This is a genomic window from Pseudoalteromonas sp. CNC9-20 (genome assembly GCF_022347875.1).
In the GTDB taxonomy this organism is placed as follows: Bacteria; Pseudomonadota; Gammaproteobacteria; order Enterobacterales; family Alteromonadaceae; genus Pseudoalteromonas; species Pseudoalteromonas ruthenica.
Genome location: NZ_JAKRFS010000004.1, coordinates 141,449 through 161,866, shown reverse-complemented (window position 1 = coordinate 161,866; position 20,418 = coordinate 141,449). Strand labels below are relative to the sequence as shown.

Sequence of the window (20,418 nt, the reverse complement as noted above, 5' to 3'; positions counted from 1 at the left end):
TTTGAACGAACCTGAGATAAAGCTTAGTCGAGCCAGCCAGAATAGGAAACCGCCATCACGAGGATCAGCACAAAAGAGCACCAAAATACATGCAGCCATAGCCACTGCGGGGGAGATCTTTAATACATCAACAATGCCAGCTTGGCTGCATGCTTTATACGCGATACATGTGGGAACAGAACTGAGTTTTGAGTGTATTCAGTGAATTGGAGCGGCACACGAGGTTCGAACTCGTGACCTCAACCTTGGCAAGGTTGCGCTCTACCAGCTGAGCTAGTGCCGCTTCATAATTTGCTCGGGGTTGCGCAGCTGAGCTTGGGCTGCAAACTGTTAGTAACAACAGTAAAAGTTTGGAGCGGCACACGAGGTTCGAACTCGTGACCTCAACCTTGGCAAGGTTGCGCTCTACCAGCTGAGCTAGTGCCGCTTCATTGTTTGCTCTGGATTGTGCAGCTGAGCTTGGGCTGCAAACTGTTAGCAACAACAGTAAAAGTTTGGAGCGGCACACGAGGTTCGAACTCGTGACCTCAACCTTGGCAAGGTTGCGCTCTACCAGCTGAGCTAGTGCCGCTTCATATGTAACAGCGAGACTGCTACATAGCGCTTAGTTTAAGCACACCGACTAATGCAGGGTGTTCGTCTTAAGCGGGGCAGGATTTTACAAGAATACCTTGTCTTTGCAAGCCCTTTTTTGCGGTTTTTTTAAATTTTGAACACTTCTGTACGATAAACCTGCAATTCCATAATTGAGTCTTTGATATCGTCCAATGCTAAGTGCGAACCCTTTTTCTCAACTTTATCTAATACCTCAGGCTGCCAACGTCGGGCCAACTCTTTAATGGTACTGACATCGATGTTGCGGTAATGGAAGAAGTTATCGAGCTCAGGCATGTAACGCACTAGAAAGCGACGGTCTTGACCAATGGAGTTCCCACATAAAGGCGATGCGCCTGCGGGGACCCACTGCTCTAAAAACGCCAATGTTTCAGCCATGGCTTGATGCTCGCTAACCTCGCTTTGTTGGCAGCGTTTAGTCAGTCCCGATTTACCATGTTGGTTAGTACACCACGCGTCCATATTGTTGAGTAATTCGTCGCTTTGGTGAATAGCAATCACTGGGCCCTGGGCGAGGATGTTTAACTCGCTGTCGGTAACAATGGTGGCAATTTCCATAATGCGGTCGTGATCGGGATTCAAGCCGGTCATTTCCAAGTCTAACCAGACCAGGTTTGTTTTGCTTACAGCCATAGTCGTGCGCCCTGCTTCTCTTTCGGTTTGCTGCGATTAGTTATATCATATTAGCTTCATACGCAGACCTAAAGCCTTTTTTACACCGTCCTTATTTACTCCAAATAGGACAGTGCCAAGATGGGCATGAACGAAAGAGATTCCGTGGCCAAAAAACAGAAATTGTCGAAAGGGCAAGCGCGACGTATACGCGCTAATCACCAGAAACGCTTACAGCGGGTAAAGTCCGATGCCAGCAAGGCGGCAGAGCTGGAGCTTGATAGCCAGAATTTAGGCGCGGCTGAACCGGCTCTCGTTGTCAGCCGCTTCGGTCAGCATGCCGATGTGGAAACAGCGGATGCCGAAGTATTACGCTGTAATATTCGCCGCACAATATCTAGCTTGGTCTGTGGTGACAAAGTGATGTTCCGCCGCGCAAAAGTCAGTGAGGGCGATATCGCCGGAGTAGTTGAGTTAGTTGAAGAGCGACATTCGCAACTAACCCGCCCTGATTTTTACGATGGTGTAAAAGTGGTGGCTGCCAATGTCGATCAAATTCTAATGGTCTCTGCGGTGGTGCCGGAATTTAGCACACAAATAATCGACCGTTATATCGTCGCGTGTGAGGACATGGGTATTCCCCCTGTGCTGCTTTTGAATAAAGTGGACCTACTCGACGATGAGGACCGTGAGCTATTTGCCGATTACCTCGCTGAGTACGCTCATTTAGGCTATCAGGTGATGATCGTCAGTAGCGAAAGCGGTGAAGGCATGGACACACTAAAGGCAATGTTGGCGGATAACAACAGCATCTTTGTTGGCCAAAGTGGGGTTGGCAAATCAAGCTTAGTCAATGCCTTGTTGCCTGATGCCGATATCCTTACCAAGACCGTATCGAGCAATAGCGGCTTAGGTCAACACACCACAACCGTGTCTCGTTTACATCACCTCCCCAGTGGCGGCAACTTAATCGACTCCCCAGGGATCCGCGAATTTGGCCTATGGCATTTAGAGCCCGAGCGCGTCGCTTGGTGCTTTAAAGAGTTTCGTCAATATTTGGGCGGCTGTAAGTTCCGTGATTGTAAACATTTAGATGATCCGGGCTGTCTACTGCGAGAGGCTGTAGAACAAGGCGAAATTGCCGATTTTCGCTTTGAGAACTATCACCGCATAATAGAATCAATGGCCGATGGCCGTGCTGGCGCTCGTAATCCACGAGTGTAGCACTCAAAGGCCGGTAACTGGCCTTTACTCTTTGGTTTCGTTACCATTTAACAAATTACAGTGGAATCTACACAGTGAATTTAGACAAAGTAAAAATCGCTTTTCAATATGCGCTACCAAAACACGGCGTATCACGCTTAGTTGGAAAATTAGCCGCAGCAAAGGCGGGCAAGCTTACCACCTCGCTCATTAAGCTTTTTATTAAGCAATATAAAATTGATATGAGCGAAGCGCAGCACGAGGACCCAAGTCACTACCAAAGCTTTAACGAGTTTTTCACTCGCCCACTCAAAGCCGGTATCCGCCCGCTTTGCGAAGACGACAATATTATCGCTCACCCAGTTGATGGGGCCATTAGCCAACTCGGCGATATTAATGAGGGTCAATTACTGCAAGCCAAAGGCCATCATTATAGTGTGCAGACGTTACTTGGCGGCAACCAAGCCGATGCAGAGCCGTTTTTAGGCGGGAAGTTCGCCACCATTTACCTTGCACCGAAAGATTACCACCGTATTCACATGCCAGTAGACGGTACCTTAAAACGGATGATCTATGTACCTGGCGATTTATTCTCTGTAAATCCATTAACGGCGCAAAACGTGCCCAACTTATTTGCTCGCAATGAGCGCGTAGTGGCGATATTTGATACAGACATTGGCCCGCTGGCGATGGTACTGGTAGGCGCCACCATTGTTGCCAGCATCGAAACTGTGTGGGCTGGGACAGTCACGCCACCAGCAGGTAAAGATGTATTTAGCTGGGATTACCCAAGCGAAGGAAACCGCGCAGTGAAGCTGAAAAAAGGTGAGGAAATGGGGCGCTTCAAGCTTGGTTCCACTGTCATTCTAGCGTGGGGAGCTAATCAGGCTGACTTTCTTGACGATCAAGTTCCCGAGGCCACCACGCGCATGGGCACAGCGTTTGCAAAACTACGCGACTAGTGACTTACCAAGGATGGTCAAGCTGTATAATTGACCATCCATTCTCGCTACATCTGGCAGTTGCCCCCACACCGAAAACCCCGCCGAGGTAAAAAGCCCGATACTGGGTTTATTATGACTAAATATAAAAGCTAAGAGGTTCTCAATTGCCAGTGTATGGGCATGAGCTTCAACGAAGTTAAGCGCTTTTCGCCCCAATCCCTGTCCTCTTACCGATTCACATAAATAAATGGCAACCTCTACGGTGCCGTCGTAAGCGGGGCGGCCATAAAAAGATTTGAAACTCAACCAACCCACAACTCGCTCATCTTGTTTGTAAACGAAAATGGGCCGCTCAGGCGTATGACCTAGAAACCACGAGCGACGCTCTTCAACAGTGACCGTCTCAGTGTCTGCGGTCACCATGCGACTGGCGATAGTCTGGTTATAAATATCTACGATACGAGGCAAATCACTTAATTCAGCGGTTTCAAACATAAATAATGGTTGCTAAAAATGATCATTTACATTGATAGTATCGTACTCTGCGAGACAAACAATGAAAAGGCGACGGTCATGATCCGATTCACTCTCAGCACCCTAAGCGCTGCGTTATTACTGCTTAGCTCTACAGTCGAAGCCAGCGAATGTGGCGATTTCACCGATGTTGAAGTGCGTAAGCTACGCTCAGAGCAAAGCATTAATCTTTGCCAATTTAAAGATAAGCCTTTGCTTATTGTTAATACGGCCAGCAACTGTGGTTTTACACCGCAGTTCAAAGAGCTTGAGCAGCTGCATCAAAAGTACAAAGATCAAGGCTTGGTGGTGTTAGGGTTTCCATCTGACGATTTTTTCCAAGAGGAAGATGACGAAAAAGACACTGCTGAAGTGTGCTACATCAATTATGGTGTGACCTTCACTATGCTCGCGCCGACACCGGTGAGGGGCGACGATGCTCATCCGGTATTTCAATTTTTGAACGAGCAAACCAGCTCTCCAAATTGGAATTTTTACAAGTACTTAGTGTCAAAGGATAGACAACAGGTGCAACGCTTTAACAGCCGCACAAAACCAATGTCAGAAACGCTTACCCAAGCTGTTGAGCAAGCGCTATAATGACAAATCATTATGTTTGTCTAAACTTAATGGCAGTAAAAAAGGTCCGGCTCACCCACGGCGAAGGGCCTAACAGAATCATGATATTAACAAATGGAGTAACTTATGGCTTTGGCAAGTGCGCGTCATATATTGGTGGATAACGAGGCCCTGTGCCTAGATTTAAAAGATAAGATTGAACAGGGAGAGGATTTCGCAGAACTGGCAAAACAACACTCCATGTGTCCGAGCTCACAAGACGGCGGAGCGCTTGGAGAGTTTGGCCCAGGCATGATGGTACCAGAGTTTGATAAAGTAGTGTTTTCAGCCCCATTAAACCAAGTACAAGGTCCAGTACAAACACAGTTTGGTTATCATTTACTCGAAGTGACTAGCCGTAGCGATTAAGCTCGCCAAATTTCTATTGCATTGCTTGTAAAGCCTGCTATTTTGGAGCTCAGTTATTGAGATTGTTGCTCACAAGGCAGGTTTTACAATGCAATTGTATGGCTCTGATACCTCCCCCTATGTACGCCGCCTGCGCATTTGGTGCGCCCAGCACACACTTGATGTTCCTTACCAACATATAGATATTTTCTCCCCCGCAGGGCGAAAACTGCTATTACAACACACGCCGGTAGCGAAAATTCCAGTACTGGTCGACGGGCAGCAGAGTATATATGACTCCACTGTAATTTTTGAATACTTAAGCCAAGCCCATCAGCTCAAACCATTACATTGGGATGAGCGTAACCAACTAACAACTATCAACGCGGCTAATGATTCCGGTGTTGAGCTGCTTTTATGCCAGCGTTCAGGGTTTGACACCATACAAGATACGTTATTTTTTAACCTCCAACATCAGCGCATTAGCCAATGCTTAGGGGTGTTAGAAGAATTACTTAGCAGTGGTAAAATAAAGCATGCTTATGTACTAACCAGCCTATTTTGCCTGTTAGATTGGTTGGCATTTCGTCAACTCACCGATTTCAGCGTTTATTCGCAATTACATGCGTTTTGGCAACAGTACAGCCGTGAACAACTGGCCCAACAAACCGATCCAAGAAAGGCCGAATAATGAATAATAGCAACGATATAGAAATAGAATCACAACTTGATAGCTTTTGTGAGCAGGTCCGTGAACAGCAAACATTATGGCTATTGAGCGCCCCAGACGGCGGTGTAGCCAGTGTGACCTCGGCATACGATGATAACAAAGATGTGCTGCTACTGTGGCATAGCGAAGCGCTAGCGCAGCAACAATGCGTAAATGAGTGGCAAGACTACACAGCCATTGATATATCGCTTAGTGAGTACCTTGATGAATTAGCTCCCGCTTTGCATGATGATAGCGTGTGGGTAGGTGTTAATTGGGCTGAAGGTGCTTGCAGTGAGTTAAGTGCCCAATCATTAGTGAATGCACTGACCGACTAAGCTGTGAAAACCCATCTAGGACGGCGGCCATTTTCTGCTATGGAATTACACACCCTGTTTTCAGGGTATGTGTACGGCGACGAAAAACAACCACGCGAGCAAGCCAAGCATTGGCATTTCTGGCTGCCTCTACTGGCCTATTATACCGGCGGCTTTAGTGATGAACTTGGCAGCCTCACTTTGGAAGATGTGCATTTAGGCACTGGCACCGCTTACTTGCATGTGCATACTCATGGCAAAATCAAAGCGCGTAAAATCCCCATCCATCCACACTTATTCTCCTGTGGGTTACATGAATATGTGCAATGGTTGACAGATCATGGACATCAGCGCTTACTGTTTGATTTACCTGCAAAATCTGGTCGTTACAGTGAAAAGGCACGGATTTGGTTTTCCGGCGAGGGAGAGCGCGCTGGCTACCTACAGAAATGTGCTCTGCCCACCGTGGATCAGCACGGCCATAAAACCGCTTTGAGTAGTTTACGTCTAAACTTCGAGCAGCAGGTCCGTATTAGTGCCATGCAGTTAGGCAGTAAAGCTGGGTTTTGTTATCTGCTCGGCCTCAAGGAATACCCACAACGAGAATTCGCCGATATGCGCTTATTGCAAAAGATAGTCCGAGGGGTGCGCGTTGTGAATGCCCACACCCACTGGCAACGCTTTTGCAATCGCCATTAACTCTCTTTAGCTTTGGCATTACATACCCATGCTAAGGTCTTCTCTGTAGCTAAGTAGCTCACGCGTGTAATGGTACCTTGGCAATGGGCGCTTAAGTCGTGCCATAGCTGCGCTGGCTGAGCATTACCCAACTGTTTCTTATATAATCGATTTTGATTTGCATAAATCACCGTCTGCGCGTCAAACCAGGTGTAATCTTGGACACCTTGTGGCAGGCGAAAGGCTTTGCTCGATACATCATCATCAACTGCATAGGTGGCGAACCAACTCTGCCCTTGTTCCTCAAAGGTATAAGTGTAAACCCGCAGTGCCGAGTTATAGCTCAGTGTGCGACCGGGGTTATCAACGATGTGCTTGCCCTTTTTGGGGTTTTTAAGAGGCAGATAATGAATGCTATGTGGCTCGCCTAAGGCAAAAACCATCACGCCTTGCGGCCCCCAAGCGTGATAACCTATGGTCATGCCGTTGTCAAAAATTCGCTGCGGCGCCGTGCCATCTAACGGAAAACGCCATAACTTTTGTGCCGCATTCGGTTCGACTACCACGGCAGAGATTGCATCGCCATCAAGCATCATCGTTGGTGAATACTCACTACTGTTTTTGCTTTGTGTAACGTTCACTCGGTTGTTGGTAGCGAAGTCGTAAAAGAAGATATCTGTTTGTGATTGCTGTGCTTGAGTCACCGCTTGGGTGTAATACACCCCCTTGGCGGTAAGCCAAGGTTGATTGCTGTACCCTGCTTTATCACTGATGGCGGAAACATCGATACCTTGCGAATGCTCCCGCAAAAGCAATACTTGGCTATCTAACGCCCAAGCTGGCGCCGAGGCAGTGACGATAAGAGCGGCACTACCAAGCAGTAGATTTTTGAATTTACGCATAATTTTTTATTGTTATTGGCAATCTCCCTATACTAACGTGAATTCACCGTCTCGCAAGTAACTAGGCTTGATTTCACTGCACTGCACCTTTATAAAGGGTATTCTAATTAACAAACGGTTAATCTTATGTCGGCGAAACACCCTATTGTGGCAATTACTGGCTCTTCAGGCGCAGGCACAACCACAACAACCAATGCAATCAAGCACATTTTCCGTGCACTAGACATAAATGCCGCGTTTATTGAGGGTGATAGCTTTCATCGCTATACCCGCCCAGAAATGGACAAGAAGATTCGTGAAGCAGAGCAACAAGGACGCCATATTAGCTACTTTGGTCGTGAGGCCAATGACTTTGAGGCGCTAGAGTCGCTGTTTGCCAATTACGGCGAGACTGGTAATGGTAAGGTCCGTCGCTACCTTCACACCTTTGACGAAGCCGTTCCCTATAATCAGTTACCAGGCACATTCACCCCTTGGCAAGAACTTGAGCAAGGCACAGATCTGATGTTCTACGAAGGCTTGCACGGCGGGGTTGCTGATGAAGACTACGACGTTGCCAAGCATGTGGATTTACTCATTGGCATGGTACCAATCATTAACTTAGAGTGGATCCAAAAGCTGATCCGAGACACATCAGAGCGCGGTCATTCTCGCGAAGCGGTTATGGGCTCGATTATTCGCAGCATGGATGATTACATTAACCACATCACCCCGCAGTTTTCCCGCACCCATATCAATTTTCAACGAGTACCAACGGTAGATACCTCTAACCCCTTTAGCGCTAAAGATATTCCATCTTTAGATGAGAGTTTTGTGGTGATCCGTTTTCGCGGCATAGACGATGTCGACTTTCCTTATTTTCTGCAAATGATTGAAGGAAGCTTTATGTCACGCATGAACACGCTGGTCGTTCCTGGTGGCAAAATGGGCTTGGCCATGGAGTTACTGTTAACGCCCCTGATCAAGGACCTGCTAGTGAAAAAGCGGGCCCTTGAACATTTAGCGCCGGTGGATTTGCCTATCTGAGTTATCGCTACGCGTCAGGCAGGTTACGACCGTAAAAGATTTCTTGAATCTCACGGTTAAGACGCGTGCGGATCTCTTCAGTCTCTTGTTGCTCTAACTCATCGGTGGTAACGCCGAATAAATAGGTATTCAGGTCTGTCTCTTTAAGCATCATTTTGGTGTGAAACAAGTTTTCTTGATACACATTCACATCCATCATCTGATAGAGCTCTTTGGTATCCTCTGTCATGTAATTTTGGATAGAATTAATGGCATGGTCGATATAATGCTTCACACCATTAACGTCGCGAGTAAAGCCTCGGACGCGATAGTCTATGGTCACAACATCGGATTCTAACGAATGGATCAAGAAGTTGAGCGCTTTTAATGGCGAGATCACGCCACAGGTCGATACTTCAATATCGGCCCTAAAAGTGCAAATCCCATCATGAGGATGAGCTTCCGGATAAGTGTGTACACATATATGGCTTTTATCCAAGTGCGCCACGACAGAGTCCGGTAACGGGCCCGGTGTTTCCTCGCTATCAAAGCTTTGTTCATGCACTGGCTCTTCAGAAACCAAGATAGTCACACTCGCGCCCTGTGGGTCATAATCCTGACGCGCCACGTTAAGAATATTGGCGCCGATTATGTCTACGACTTCACCTAAAATATCAGTGAGGCGGTCAGCACTGTATTGCTCGTCAATGTACTCAATGTACTCTTTACGCTGCTGCTCTGTTTTGGCATAGCAGATATCGTATATGCTGAAGCTTAAACTTTTGGTTAAGTTATTGAAACCATGAAGTTTAATTTTATCGAAGGGTTTGTTCACTATAAACCAACCTTAAAACCTAGTCGCTAAAAGCCGCATCGGGGCCATAAAAGAGCGCGGATTTTAGCCCAATTTGGCCCCTTGAAAAAGCACTTTTTAAGCGATTTCTTGTACTTCAAAACTATGCGTGATTTGCACTGATTTTTCCAGCATCAATGCCACCGAGCAATACTTTTCCGCAGACAGTGAAACAGCGCGCTCAACATGCTTCTCACTGACCTCTTTGCCACTTACAACAAAATGCAGGTTAAGCTTAGTGAACACTTTTGGGGCTGATGGCGCGCGCTCGGCACTGAGCTGAACTTGTACGTCACTCACTTGCTGTCGAGCTTTCTTTAGAATGCTCACCACATCAACCGAAGAGCAAGCTCCAGCTGACATAAGAACCATTTCCATCGGTGAAGGGGCATGGCTATCACTGCCAGTATCGAATACTACATTGTGGCCAGAGTCAGATGTGCCGATGAAGGTATCACCCTCTACCCATTTTACTTTCGCTTGCATGTAAACCTCTTATTGGTAATAAGTTTACAGCGATTGTAAATGAGGCTACCGGCAATGCAAAGTTTAAACGATGCTTACCATTGGTATGCAAAAGTGACGGCTTAGGCCGATACGCGAGCGACGGCGTTATCAAATAAGTTTTTAATCAACCCGGCAAACTCGTCAATAAACTCGCGCTGCTCTTTGGTTACAGGTTGATTAGTGACACTACTGAGAACTTCTTGAAGGTCGTACACAATGCCGTCGACTTCACGTACGATTTGACTGCGCTGCTCGGTATCGAGCTCGGTGTGCTGCTGACAGATGAGCATTACATGCTCGGCGATCACATCTTCTATAAGCTCCATGACCGTCGGCGCATCAGGAGCGACCTCACCGGACTTCTCAAACAACGAGAGGTTTTGCGTGAGGTACATGATGAGATCATCATAGCCTTGTCTGTCGAGAACCATTAAACACCATTAACTTCTTATAAATCTTTCTAGATTTAAGCAGAAACTTAGCCGAAAAGCTAGGACTTACGATGCTTTTATAGCCACTTTGAAGTGCTTGCTTAGCACTAAAAAAAAGCAGCCGAAGCTGCTTTTTTATGACCCAAATAAAGTCGCTATTAGTCGAGGCTCAGTCCCGGGCTCAACTTTTCAGGAAGCGTTACTTTCTCAAGTTCCACAGAAGCAACTGGGTAGGCACAGTAATCTGCTGCATAGTAAGCACTTGCTCGGTGATTGCCTGAAGCACCAATACCACCGAAAGGTGCTGCGCTCGATGCGCCCGTAATTGGGCGGTTCCAGTTAACAATACCGGCACGAATGCGACGCAAGAAGTATTCATAGTCTTGCTCACTGTCGCTTAACAGGCCAGCAGATAAGCCATAGGCAGTATCATTTGCTTTGTTAATGGCGTCATCAAACTCCGTGTAACGGAATACTTTCAAAAGTGGTCCGAAATGCTCGTCATCAGGGAAATCACTAACATTGCTACATTCCAAGATTCCAGGAGTCACAAAGCCCGTGCCCGCTGTATGTTTAAGCTCTACTAACACTTCTGCACCGAGCTCAACCAGTTGTTGCTGCGCCGCAACCAGGCCCTTTGCCGCTGCTTCAGAAATCATGGACCCCATGAACGGCTGTTCTGGTGCGTCATAGACGTCCACTTTAATGTTCTTAGTCGCCGTAATTAACTGAGCAAGAATCGCATCGCCTTGCTCACCCGCAGGCAAGAATAACTTACGGGCACACGTACAACGCTGTCCAGCAGAGATATAGGCTGATTGCAAAATATCATGTACTGCTGCTTTTTCATCGCTTACATCCTTAACAATGAGAGGGTTATTACCACCCATCTCTAACGCTAAGATTTTACCTGGCTGACCTGCGAATTGCTCATGTAACACGTGGCCTGTGCGCGATGAACCGGTGAAGAATAGACCGTCGATACCTGGGTGAGATGCTAAGGCTTTGCCCGTTTCAACTTCACCCTGAACGAGGTTAATCACCCCTTGTGGTAACCCAGCTTGCTGCCATAACTTTAAGGTGAATTCCGCCACTGCTGGGGTCAGCTCTGACGGTTTAAAGATCACCGTGTTACCCGCTAACAGCGCTGGGATGATATGCCCATTTGGTAGGTGACCCGGGAAGTTATATGGACCAAATACAGCAACCACGCCATGTGCACGGTGGCGAATAACAGCCTTACCTACTGGCATTGGGTTTTCTACTGTGCCAGTGCGCTCATGATAAGCACGCTCTGAGATGCCTGCTTTGCCAATCATCGCGGCGGCTTCTGTGCGCGTTTCCCACAATGGTTTTCCGGTTTCTTGAGCAATAATCAATGCCAGCTCTTCGCTGTTTTCTTTAAGTTGCTCAACGAAGGCTTTAACCACCTCTAAGCGCTGCTCTACGGTTTTATCTGTCCAAGGAATAAACGCTTCTCGCGCTGCCTTTACCGCTGCATCAACTTGCTGTGGTGTGGCACTGTTTGCTTGCCAAATCACGTCGTTATTCGCTGGGTTAATGGAATTGAAGGCCTGGCCTTCACCTGCTGTCCATTGACCATTAATGAATTGAGCTAAATGAGACATTGCTTGCTCCTTATAATGCTGCCACGCTAACGCGCTCGCCTGCTTTAACCTTTAAAGCATCCGCCGTTGCTTGGCTTAGTGTGATATGTTGTTCGCCGTCGTTGTATTCGCATTCAATAACCACAGCACGATAGTCTTGCAGGCCTTGGTTCGCTACTAATACCGCTTGCTCACCTGGGTTATCTGCAATAACCACTTCACGTAACGAGCTGTTTGCGATAGTACGAATGTTATCAACTTTCGCTTCAACCGTCGGTCCGGCATCGAAAATATCGACATAACCATTAAAAGTGAAACCTTCACTTTTTAACAACTCAATGGCAGGGCGAGTATTGCTGTGCACTTCCCCTACCACCTGTTGTGCTTCTTTACTCAATAAGTTGACGTAAATCGGATATTTTGGCATCAACTCAGCGATGAATACTTTCTGGCCAATGCCGGTGAGGTAATCAGCCGTCGGAAAATCCATTGAGAAAAAGTGCTCTTCTAACCACTGCCAAAATGGGCTATCGCCATTTTCATCAGACACGCCGCGCATTTCTGCAATAACGGTATCGGCAAAACGTTGTCGGTGCTGATTAATAAACAGCATACGTGACTTCGATAATAGTTTGCCGTTGTATTTTTGTCGGTATTTTTCCTTCAAGAACAGCGTACACAGCTCTGTTGCACCGGTATAGTCATTACATAAAGTAAGAATATCAACGGCTTTATACACTCCCAAAGTGCGTGAAGAATGAATCACTTTGCTGAGATGGTAGTGGTAAAATGCATCGTCTAGGCCCACTGCAGCTTCAATGCCACAGGTTCCCGCAATTTCACCGGTTTCACTGTCTTCCAATACGAATAAATAGCCCTCGTCTCCAGCCTTTTCAGTCGGCTTCGCGAATGACTGTACGGAGCGTGCGATTTTATTCTGCAGCAACTCTTCATTTAACGGCAAGGATGTAAAACCATGGCCCGACTCTTCGGCCATGATCAATAAATCCTGATAATCATCTTGTTGGATTGGGCGAAGAATCATCATCGACTCGCTTACTCCCTAAAGGTTAAATACCAAAGGAGCCCGCAACCTCACCGAGAAGGCAAAGTGGAACTCCAGCAATTTACTTACTACAGGATGGGGCTTTGCAGCCCCAGGCAGGTTAGACTAGGCTTGCTACCGCTTTTTCAAAGCGCGCCATGCCTTCACGGATATCGGCTTCAGGGATCACTAAAGACGGAGTGAAGCGTACTACATCGGCACCCGCAACAAGCGACATCAACCCCTGCTCCATACTCGCAACTAAGAATTCGCGTGCACGACCTTTGAATTTATCGTTAACAACTGCACCTAACAGCAAGCCCTTACCACGAATTTCAGAAAATACGTCGTATTTAGCATTGATGTCGTTAAGTAGCGATTTGAATAACGCTTCTTTTTCTTTAACACCGGCCAGTACCGTGGCATCGTTTACTGTATCAAATGCCGCTTCGGCTACCGCACAAGCAAGTGGGTTACCACCATAGGTAGAGCCATGTGTACCCGGCTTAAGGTGCTGTGCAATCTCTGCCGTGGTTAACATTGCGCCGATAGGAAAACCACCACCGAGCGCTTTTGCTGAGCTTAGAATGTCTGGCGTCACACCAAGACCTTGGTAAGCGTAAAGCTCGCCGGTACGACCTACACCTGTTTGTACTTCATCAAAAATAAGTAAAGCATTGTGCTGGTCACACAGTTCACGCACACCCTCAACAAATGCTTGCTCCGGCGCGATAATACCGCCTTCACCTTGCAACGGCTCCATCATCACCGCACAGGTATTATCGTCAATCAGCGCTTTGAAGCTTTCCAGGTCGTTATAGTCGCAGTGAACGACGTCACCCGGTTTCGGGCCAAAGCCGTCAGAATACGCAGCCTGACCGCCTACGGTCACGGTAAAGAAGGTGCGCCCATGGAAACCTTTGTTGAAGGAGATAATTTTCGATTTGTGCTCACCGTGCACATCGATTGCCCAGCGACGTGCCAGCTTTAGTGCGGCTTCATTGGCTTCAGCGCCAGAGTTAGCAAAATACACTTTGTCAGCAAAGGTGTTGTCGGTCATTTTCTTTGCTAAACGCAAGGCTGGTTCATTGGTCCAGATGTTCGACAGGTGCCAAATTTTTTCACCTTGCTCTTTCAATGCGTTGACTAAGGCAGGGTGACAATGGCCCAAACAGTTAACCGCAATACCACCAGCGAAGTCGATAAACTCTTTGCCTTGCTGGTCCCACACCCGCGAACCTTCGCCGCGTACAGGGATAACCGCTGAAGGGTTGTAATTAGGTACCATTACCTCGTCGAATAAAGCGCGATTAACTGTCATTTCATTTCCTCACTGAGTATTACTTTTGTGTCGCATCTAAAGCACGCCGACAGGCGGGACACGAAAAGCGATAAATACGGCCTACTTTTAAGTAGCGCAGTACACTAGTTGATATCCCATTATTTCAGAAAAAGACCTTAAAGTCTCATGCAAAGCTTTCATGCAGCCCTTGAAAACAAAGGCTTTGAGGATAGTTTTTCATGATCAGTGAATAACTATCTTGGTATTCTTTTAGGAAATTGAACTATAGCTTATGCGCAGCACCGAAAGAGCCCAAGGAGTGAATAATGAATGAATATACGCAAAAAAAATTTACAAAAAATTTTCAGTTAGCCGTCAATTTGCAGTGCTAAATTGTGCAAATTGGTCTTTTCTAGGTGTTGGACATGATCACTTTGCAGACCCACATAGTTGAACCACAGGGTGCGCTCGTCATCTTCAATAAGTTGATGCTCGTGCAGCATCAAATATTGACTGTAGCAGCTGGCATGCACTAAAACCTGCGCCAAGCCAGACTGCTCACTGGCTTCAACCAAAGCAAAATCATCCAGCAGTGCGTTAAGGCCAATATAGCGAAAGCCCATTTTCTCGACCAATGAGCGAGTGATCTCCAACGAGCGCTCAACGAAAAGGTTACGTAAATACAGTGGATCAGGCTCGATAGCAATGAGCGCATCATGGAGGCGTTTGTTGCCTTCATCTCGTGCCAACGTCACCTTACGTTGCCAAATCTGTTGGAACAAACGTAAATACAGTCGTGTTAGCGCGACCCGGCCTAAATCCAAGAACAACGCAGCGATATACGCACTGTATGGATTAAGACCCTGTAGTTGAGCCAGCTCATACGCCGCTATCGCTCGACTCATTGCTGATTCGCGTAACTTACGCTTCAATAAACTAAAAGGCTCAGTGCTGTGTGGCAACCAATGGCGCATAGCGTAAGTAGGAATGGTTAGGCGGAGGTTATCTAAACCCAAATAGCGAATCGCCAACGCGGGGGTGTCAATCTTCACACCACGATTGGCTCGCTCTTGGCGATACTGAGGTAAGTTCACTAAGGTAACGAGTTCTCGCCCGAGCCAACTCAAATCATTCACGAGCGGCTCTAAGCGGCCAACGCTCGCCGCTTTTGCGCCTAGGATATCTAAAATAGTGGGGACCGCATCTTGGATACCCAACACTTCGGAATATAGGTTATCAGCATTGTGGAGCTGCTCATTGATTGCATTCTCAATGATCGCGTGTAATTTGGTACTGACTTTGGCGGTGAACTGCAGCTTTTCTGAGCTTTGTTTTTGCCGTTGACTGTGCGCCGCCTGCTCGACCTCCAATAAGGTCCGCTGCTTAAGAGGTTTACCATATTGGATATCAAAGGTTTTAATAAAACCTATTTGTTGCTGCGCAAAGCTATGCCCTAACAGCAAGTCATTAAAACGCTGTTCTAGGGCATCCACACGTTGGCGAATTTGCTCTGTTTTAGTCACCATAATTACTAAGTTATACCGCTTCTATATTTTTGCTGCGTTGAGGCTGCTAACGCTTATAAGCCCTAGTACCTGTGAATGAAGTGCTGCAACATCGTGAGCCCATGTTCAGTTAGAACGGCCTCAGGATGAAATTGAATGCCCTCCAATGCCTTAGAAGTATGAACCAAACCCATGATTTCATCCATGTTTTCGTGCTCATCTTGTGTCCACGCCGTGATTTCTAAGGATTCTGGCAGAGACGCTGGGGCCACCACTAAAGAGTGGTAACGACATACTTCGAAATGCTGCGGCAACCCCGCAAATACGCCTTGTTGCTTAGTATAGATGGTTGACGTTTTTCCATGCATAACTTGCTTGGCACGCACCACCTGCGCCCCCATAGCTTGGGCGATACTTTGATGCCCCAAGCAAACTCCTAAAATAGGAATATGTCCGGCAAAGCGACGCACCACATCCACACATACCCCCGCCTCATTGGGACTACAAGGGCCCGGTGAAAGCACGATATGTGCTGGGTTTAACGCACGGATATCAGCTAACGTGAGTTCATCATTGCGCTTTACCAGCACTTCTTGGTCAAGGCGCTGGAAATACTGCACCAGGTTAAAGGTGAAGGAGTCGTAATTATCTATCATCAATAACATGGAATCTTCCATTAAAAAGCCAAGCTTTCGCGCTTGGCTTTTGTGGTCATTTACACTGGCAAGCCATCTATGGGCGTGGGATAAACCCTAATGCGTCATACACCGCTTTCAAAGTGGGGGCGGCTTTAGCACTGGCCTTCTCGGCCCCCTCTTTCATGATTTTTTCAAGCAGAGGCTGATCTTCACGGATCTCCTTGAAGCGCTGTTGGATTGGCTCAATCATACCAACCACCGCTTCAGCAGTATCTTTCTTCAAATGCCCATACATTTTATCTTCATATTCAGGGACTAACTCATCAATGCTACGCTTGGTCGCCACTGACAGTAAGGTCAACAAGTTAGACACCCCGGGCTTTTCTTCACGATCGAAATAGATACGCGCCTGTTCATCGGAATCGGTCACCGCTTTTTTGAGCTTCTTCTCTATTTTCTTGGGTTCATCCAACAACATGATGTAACCATTAGGGTTATCATCCGACTTTGACATCTTTTTCAGTGGATCTTGCAAGCTCATTACCCGAGCCCCAAATTCTGGGATATATGGCTCAGGAATTTTAAAGACCTCACCATATAGGTTGTTAAAGCGGGTCGCGATATCACGGGTTAACTCTAAGTGTTGCTTTTGGTCTTCGCCAACAGGCACTTGGTCAGCCTGATATAAAAGAATATCAGCCGCTTGTAATACCGGGTAAGAAAACAAGCCAACATTGACATTGTTAGCATGCTTGGATGATTTATCTTTAAATTGGGTCATGCGGTTAAGCTCACCCATTTGTGCGTAGCAATTTAGCACCCATGCCAATTGGGCATGCTCTGGCACTTGCGATTGCACGAATAACGCTGACTTCTGTGGGTCGATACCGCATGCGGTGTACAGAGCAATGCCATCTAATACTCGCGATTTTAACACCTCTGGCTCTTGGCGAATGGTGATGGCGTGCAAATCAACAAGCATAAAGTAACTTTCATGATGCTCTTGCAAGCTAAGCCACTGGTTAATGGCGCCAACGTAATTGCCTATTGTCATACCACCGGTTGGCTGAATGCCACTTAACACTACGGGTTTACTCATGATGTTCCTTTATTACTGATCAATTAATGGTCGTGATTATATCTAAGAATTGGTCACAGAGGTACTGTGGATTGTATTGCCTTAAATCTTCGCCTTGATGGTAGCCATAGGTAAGTGCAAGGCAATCCATTGCGGCTGCCTGCGCAGCCAATAGGTCAGACTTGGAGTCTCCGATCATAAGGCAGTCCTTAGGTGCAACGGCTAATTGTTCGCTCGCACTCAAAAGCGGTGCCGGGGCCGGTTTCTTGTCGCCGTCATCGCCACATACAACAACATCGAAATGGCGGGCAATGGCCATTTTCTCTAACAGCGGCAAGGTAAAGCGACGCGCTTTATTAGTCACCACAGCTTTGGGAATATGTGCAAATGCTGCAAGTACCGTTTCTACATGGGGATAGAGCGCGCTATGCTCAGCGACTACCGCTTCATAATGGCTGAAAAACAGCGAGGTCGCTCGCTCTATATCTGCGGCGCTTAGATAAGGATTCACCGCCATGTCACCGCTCAGGAGTCGTTTCACTAGCATCTCAATACCATTACCTACAAACTGACGCACCATAGTTTGCGAGACGATGGGCCGTGCTAAATCAGTTAGCATCAAGTTGCTAGCAATATACATATCCTCAGCGCTATCCACTAAGGTGCCGTCTAAGTCAAATAGCAGCGCTTGATACTTCACGCCTGCACCTTTGCCAATTGGTCGCGCATTTGCGTAATCACCGCTTTATAATCGGGTTGGTTGAAAATCGCCGAACCAGCCACAAACATATCGGCGCCGGCTGCTGCAACTTCAGCAATGTTATCTACTTTTATGCCACCATCCACCTCTAAGCGAATATCACGGCCGCTGGCGTCAATCAATGCACGGGTCTGGCGCAGCTTTTCTAGTGTATGGGGAATAAAGCTTTGGCCACCAAAACCTGGATTCACCGACATCAGAAGAATAACGTCCAGTTTATCCATCACATGCTCTAAAATATGCAAAGGTGTTGCAGGATTGAGGACCAGCCCGGCTTTACACCCCTGCTCTTTGATTAGCGCTAAGCTTCTATCAATGTGCTCACTGGCTTCGGGGTGGAAAGTAATAATACTGGCACCGGCTTGTGCAAACTGCGGAATTAAACTATCAACAGGCTTAACCATTAGGTGCACATCAATCGGTGCACTAATACCAAAGTCCCGTATCGCTTTGCACACCATAGGGCCAAAAGTAAGGTTGGGAACATAATGGTTATCCATTACATCGAAATGAATCACATCGGCTCCACCCGCCAATACGCGTTCTACTTCATCACCGAGGCGAGCAAAGTCGGCTGCTAAAATAGACGGCGCTATCAGGTAATCTTTCATATTACGGCTCCTTTGAACTTAGCCGTTACTTTAACGGAAAACAGACGAGCGTGTCAGCTTAGTAAATTAAGTTTGCGAACTTTGCTGCACAGATAAGTGAAAAGAAACAATAATTTAAAAACAAAAATTAACATTAATTAAACATAAGACCCTTATTTTTAAAGAAAAAGTTTTGTTTTTCAGTTAATATTCAGTTGTTTTTTTAATCAATATTGAGTAAGCTCTGGTTAATACTAATGGACTGGAGATGGATATGTTTGGCCTTAAAACTCGTACACTGCTTGTAGCAGCCGCTGCATTGGGTGTTACAGTCGCTGCCTTCAGCATAAACAGCTCAGTACAAGCGCAACAAGTGGCGTTAGAACAATGCCAATGTAATGGCTCCGCCTCTACCTACGACATCGATATGAAGCAAGCCTGTAACCACCAAGCCCAACAGTCTTGGTTCGCATGGTTAACTGGCGACAGCCGCAGCGCACAATTTCACTACCTCGATTTACTCGAACTATTGACCCGCGACGACAACAAGTCTCGCCAATTCTCAAGCAAATCTTACTAAGTCACGACTCTACTTATGTGGTCGCAACTGCAAAGCGTTATCGCCGCATTTTTTGGGGTTCAAAGTAATGCCAAGCGTGAGCATGACTTTAAGCACCATAATCCAAAGGTGCTTATTGCTATCGCTATCGTATTATTTATCGCGTTTATTTTAGGCGTGCTTGGTTTGGTTCAATTGGTATTGCCGGCCAGATAAATACATCGCCATCAACTCACTTACCTTATTGCGAGCATGTCCCTTGGGGCTAATTGTGCGCTTTACATTCAGCACATCAATACTCGCTTGCTCATATATTTTGCGCGTCCAAAGGGTATCATGGTTAGAGATCAACACCGAAGTATTACTTACTCCCGCTGCTTGCTCCGCTAAATTGGCAAGGTTAGCCTGATCATCAAGATTAAAACCACCTTTTGCATAAGAGGTGAACGATGCGGTTTTACTTAATGGCACATAAGGGGGATCGCAGTACACCACTGCATTTTTTGGCAACTGGGCAAAAACATCTTTATAGCTCAAACAAGTAAATGTCGCTCGCTGCGCCTTTTCAGCAAAGAAGTACATTTCCTTCTCTGGAAAGTAGGGCTTTTTGTATTTGCCAAATGGGACGTTAAAAATACCTTTTAGGTTATAGCGGCACAGGCCATTGTAACCATGACGATTCATGTACAAAAATAATATGGCACGCTCGTAGGCATCGCGACTGGCATTAAACTGTTTGCGCAAACCATAGTAAATATCAGCATCATTATTGACCGCACTGAATAACTTACGAGCGTCACTGATAAACTCATCAGGGGCGTGGGTTAATTCACGGTAAAGGTTAATAAGATCAGCGTTGATATCATTGAGCACATAATGATCAAAGTGCGTATTAAGAAACACCGAGCCTGCGCCGACAAAGGGCTCGACCAGTGTCGTAGCGCGATTGCCCGTCAGCGCCTGTGCGGTATCTAAGCGCTTGGCAATATCATCTACCAAGCTATATTTGCCGCCCGCCCACTTCAGGAAAGCACGGGTTTTCTTTTGCATTAAATCACTTGCTCATCGGTTATGAATTAAATATCACAGCATCGCGGCG

The 20,418-nt window shown here is 46.7% G+C and carries 25 protein-coding genes and 3 tRNA genes; 10 read left to right on the top strand and 18 right to left on the bottom strand.

Translation table 11 applies throughout. The features are described 5' to 3' along the window. Nucleotides 1–207: 207 nt before the first annotated feature. The 4 genes from MHM89_RS11075 to orn all read right to left on the bottom strand — a co-directional run bounded on the left by MHM89_RS11075 (nt 208) and on the right by orn (nt 1,248). Nucleotides 208–283, bottom strand: a tRNA-Gly gene (locus MHM89_RS11075). A gap of 68 nt (nt 284–351) precedes the next feature. After that, nucleotides 352–427: transfer RNA gene (locus MHM89_RS11070), tRNA-Gly, on the bottom strand. 68 nt (nt 428–495) lie between these two features. Next, nucleotides 496–571, bottom strand: a tRNA-Gly gene (locus MHM89_RS11065). 131 nt (nt 572–702) lie between these two features. Beyond that, nucleotides 703–1,248, bottom strand: a complete 546-nt coding sequence (gene orn / locus MHM89_RS11060) for an oligoribonuclease (RefSeq protein ID WP_022945604.1) — start codon at nt 1,246–1,248, stop codon at nt 703–705. A 144-nt stretch (nt 1,249–1,392) separates the two neighbouring features. Here orn and rsgA point away from each other — a divergent pair, with 144 nt between their 5' ends. Continuing rightward, a complete protein-coding gene (gene rsgA, locus MHM89_RS11055; RefSeq protein ID WP_239408789.1) occupies nt 1,393–2,451 on the top strand; it encodes a small ribosomal subunit biogenesis GTPase RsgA in 1,059 nt (352 codons plus the stop codon). A gap of 74 nt (nt 2,452–2,525) precedes the next feature. Next, nucleotides 2,526–3,392: an archaetidylserine decarboxylase gene (gene asd / locus MHM89_RS11050; protein ID WP_045979179.1), complete on the top strand. Its 867-nt coding sequence runs from the start codon at nt 2,526–2,528 to the stop codon at nt 3,390–3,392. Here the strand turns inward: asd and MHM89_RS11045 are convergent. Further along, nucleotides 3,381–3,869, bottom strand: a complete 489-nt coding sequence (locus MHM89_RS11045; RefSeq protein ID WP_239408788.1) for a GNAT family N-acetyltransferase — start codon at nt 3,867–3,869, stop codon at nt 3,381–3,383. The two genes, asd and MHM89_RS11045, sit on opposite strands and share 12 nt — an antisense overlap. Before the next feature lie 78 nt (nt 3,870–3,947). Between MHM89_RS11045 and MHM89_RS11040 the strand changes: the two genes are divergently transcribed. From MHM89_RS11040 to MHM89_RS11020, 5 genes are all read left to right on the top strand, one after another. Then, entirely contained in the window at nt 3,948–4,487 is a 540-nt protein-coding gene (locus MHM89_RS11040; RefSeq protein ID WP_130147203.1) for a glutathione peroxidase, read from the top strand. Between the two features lie 105 nt (nt 4,488–4,592). Beyond that, the gene (locus tag MHM89_RS11035) at nt 4,593–4,874 is read left to right on the top strand and encodes a peptidylprolyl isomerase (RefSeq protein ID WP_022945599.1); all 282 of its coding nucleotides are present in this window, start codon (nt 4,593–4,595) and stop codon (nt 4,872–4,874) included. 88 nt (nt 4,875–4,962) lie between these two features. Beyond that, a complete protein-coding gene (locus MHM89_RS11030) occupies nt 4,963–5,544 on the top strand; it encodes a glutathione S-transferase family protein (protein WP_239408787.1) in 582 nt (193 codons plus the stop codon). Continuing rightward, nucleotides 5,544–5,900, top strand: a complete 357-nt coding sequence (locus MHM89_RS11025) for a DUF2750 domain-containing protein (RefSeq protein ID WP_239408786.1) — start codon at nt 5,544–5,546, stop codon at nt 5,898–5,900. The genes MHM89_RS11030 and MHM89_RS11025 overlap by 1 nt, the downstream gene beginning before the upstream one ends. Nucleotides 5,901–5,903: 3 nt before the next feature. Further along, nucleotides 5,904–6,578 (top strand): hypothetical protein, encoded by a 675-nt coding sequence (locus MHM89_RS11020; RefSeq protein ID WP_026111199.1) that lies wholly within the window; start codon nt 5,904–5,906, stop codon nt 6,576–6,578. On the opposite strand, the gene MHM89_RS11015 is transcribed toward MHM89_RS11020, so the two are convergent. Beyond that, entirely contained in the window at nt 6,575–7,459 is an 885-nt protein-coding gene (locus MHM89_RS11015) for a hypothetical protein (protein WP_239408785.1), read from the bottom strand. The two genes, MHM89_RS11020 and MHM89_RS11015, sit on opposite strands and share 4 nt — an antisense overlap. A 126-nt stretch (nt 7,460–7,585) precedes the next feature. Between MHM89_RS11015 and MHM89_RS11010 the strand changes: the two genes are divergently transcribed. Continuing rightward, nucleotides 7,586–8,485, top strand: a complete 900-nt coding sequence (locus MHM89_RS11010) for a phosphoribulokinase (protein ID WP_022945594.1) — start codon at nt 7,586–7,588, stop codon at nt 8,483–8,485. Nucleotides 8,486–8,492: 7 nt separating this feature from the next. Here MHM89_RS11010 and speD read toward each other — a convergent pair whose 3' ends face one another. From speD to rpe, 11 genes are all read right to left on the bottom strand, one after another. Beyond that, nucleotides 8,493–9,299 (bottom strand): adenosylmethionine decarboxylase, encoded by an 807-nt coding sequence (gene speD, locus MHM89_RS11005; protein WP_022945593.1) that lies wholly within the window; start codon nt 9,297–9,299, stop codon nt 8,493–8,495. A 96-nt stretch (nt 9,300–9,395) separates the two neighbouring features. Then, complete coding sequence (locus MHM89_RS11000; RefSeq protein ID WP_022945592.1) at nt 9,396–9,803, bottom strand: OsmC family protein; 408 nt, start codon at nt 9,801–9,803, stop codon at nt 9,396–9,398. A 101-nt stretch (nt 9,804–9,904) separates the two neighbouring features. Continuing rightward, nucleotides 9,905–10,255, bottom strand: coding sequence for a DUF3802 family protein (locus tag MHM89_RS10995; protein ID WP_022945591.1), 351 nt, complete (start codon nt 10,253–10,255; stop codon nt 9,905–9,907). Nucleotides 10,256–10,413: 158 nt separating this feature from the next. Next, entirely contained in the window at nt 10,414–11,883 is a 1,470-nt protein-coding gene (gene astD / locus MHM89_RS10990) for a succinylglutamate-semialdehyde dehydrogenase (RefSeq protein WP_045979172.1), read from the bottom strand. A gap of 10 nt (nt 11,884–11,893) precedes the next feature. Continuing rightward, on the bottom strand, nt 11,894–12,910 hold the full coding sequence (gene astA, locus MHM89_RS10985) for an arginine N-succinyltransferase (RefSeq protein ID WP_022945589.1): 1,017 nt from the start codon (nt 12,908–12,910) through the stop codon (nt 11,894–11,896). Between the two features lie 118 nt (nt 12,911–13,028). Beyond that, the gene (locus tag MHM89_RS10980; RefSeq protein WP_045979171.1) at nt 13,029–14,228 is read right to left on the bottom strand and encodes an aspartate aminotransferase family protein; all 1,200 of its coding nucleotides are present in this window, start codon (nt 14,226–14,228) and stop codon (nt 13,029–13,031) included. A 329-nt stretch (nt 14,229–14,557) separates the two neighbouring features. Continuing rightward, on the bottom strand, nt 14,558–15,715 hold the full coding sequence (locus tag MHM89_RS10975) for an HDOD domain-containing protein (protein WP_022945587.1): 1,158 nt from the start codon (nt 15,713–15,715) through the stop codon (nt 14,558–14,560). Between the two features lie 62 nt (nt 15,716–15,777). After that, nucleotides 15,778–16,359, bottom strand: coding sequence for an aminodeoxychorismate/anthranilate synthase component II (locus MHM89_RS10970; protein WP_239408784.1), 582 nt, complete (start codon nt 16,357–16,359; stop codon nt 15,778–15,780). A 67-nt stretch (nt 16,360–16,426) separates the two neighbouring features. Beyond that, complete coding sequence (gene trpS, locus MHM89_RS10965; protein WP_022945585.1) at nt 16,427–17,431, bottom strand: tryptophan--tRNA ligase; 1,005 nt, start codon at nt 17,429–17,431, stop codon at nt 16,427–16,429. A 19-nt stretch (nt 17,432–17,450) separates the two neighbouring features. Beyond that, nucleotides 17,451–18,110 (bottom strand): HAD-IA family hydrolase, encoded by a 660-nt coding sequence (locus tag MHM89_RS10960; RefSeq protein ID WP_151173504.1) that lies wholly within the window; start codon nt 18,108–18,110, stop codon nt 17,451–17,453. Next, on the bottom strand, nt 18,107–18,781 hold the full coding sequence (gene rpe, locus MHM89_RS10955) for a ribulose-phosphate 3-epimerase (protein ID WP_022945583.1): 675 nt from the start codon (nt 18,779–18,781) through the stop codon (nt 18,107–18,109). Before rpe ends, MHM89_RS10960 begins: the two co-directional genes overlap by 4 nt. Nucleotides 18,782–19,034: 253 nt before the next feature. On the opposite strand from rpe, the gene MHM89_RS10950 reads away from it, so the two are divergent. Together MHM89_RS10950 and MHM89_RS10945 are read left to right on the top strand one after the other, a co-directional pair. Further along, complete coding sequence (locus MHM89_RS10950; protein WP_026111197.1) at nt 19,035–19,340, top strand: hypothetical protein; 306 nt, start codon at nt 19,035–19,037, stop codon at nt 19,338–19,340. 15 nt (nt 19,341–19,355) lie between these two features. Then, nucleotides 19,356–19,535, top strand: a complete 180-nt coding sequence (locus MHM89_RS10945) for a DUF2970 domain-containing protein (RefSeq protein WP_022945581.1) — start codon at nt 19,356–19,358, stop codon at nt 19,533–19,535. Here MHM89_RS10945 and MHM89_RS10940 read toward each other — a convergent pair. Continuing rightward, nucleotides 19,491–20,369, bottom strand: a complete 879-nt coding sequence (locus MHM89_RS10940) for a Dam family site-specific DNA-(adenine-N6)-methyltransferase (protein WP_022945580.1) — start codon at nt 20,367–20,369, stop codon at nt 19,491–19,493. The two genes, MHM89_RS10945 and MHM89_RS10940, sit on opposite strands and share 45 nt — an antisense overlap. Nucleotides 20,370–20,418 lie beyond the last annotated feature (49 nt).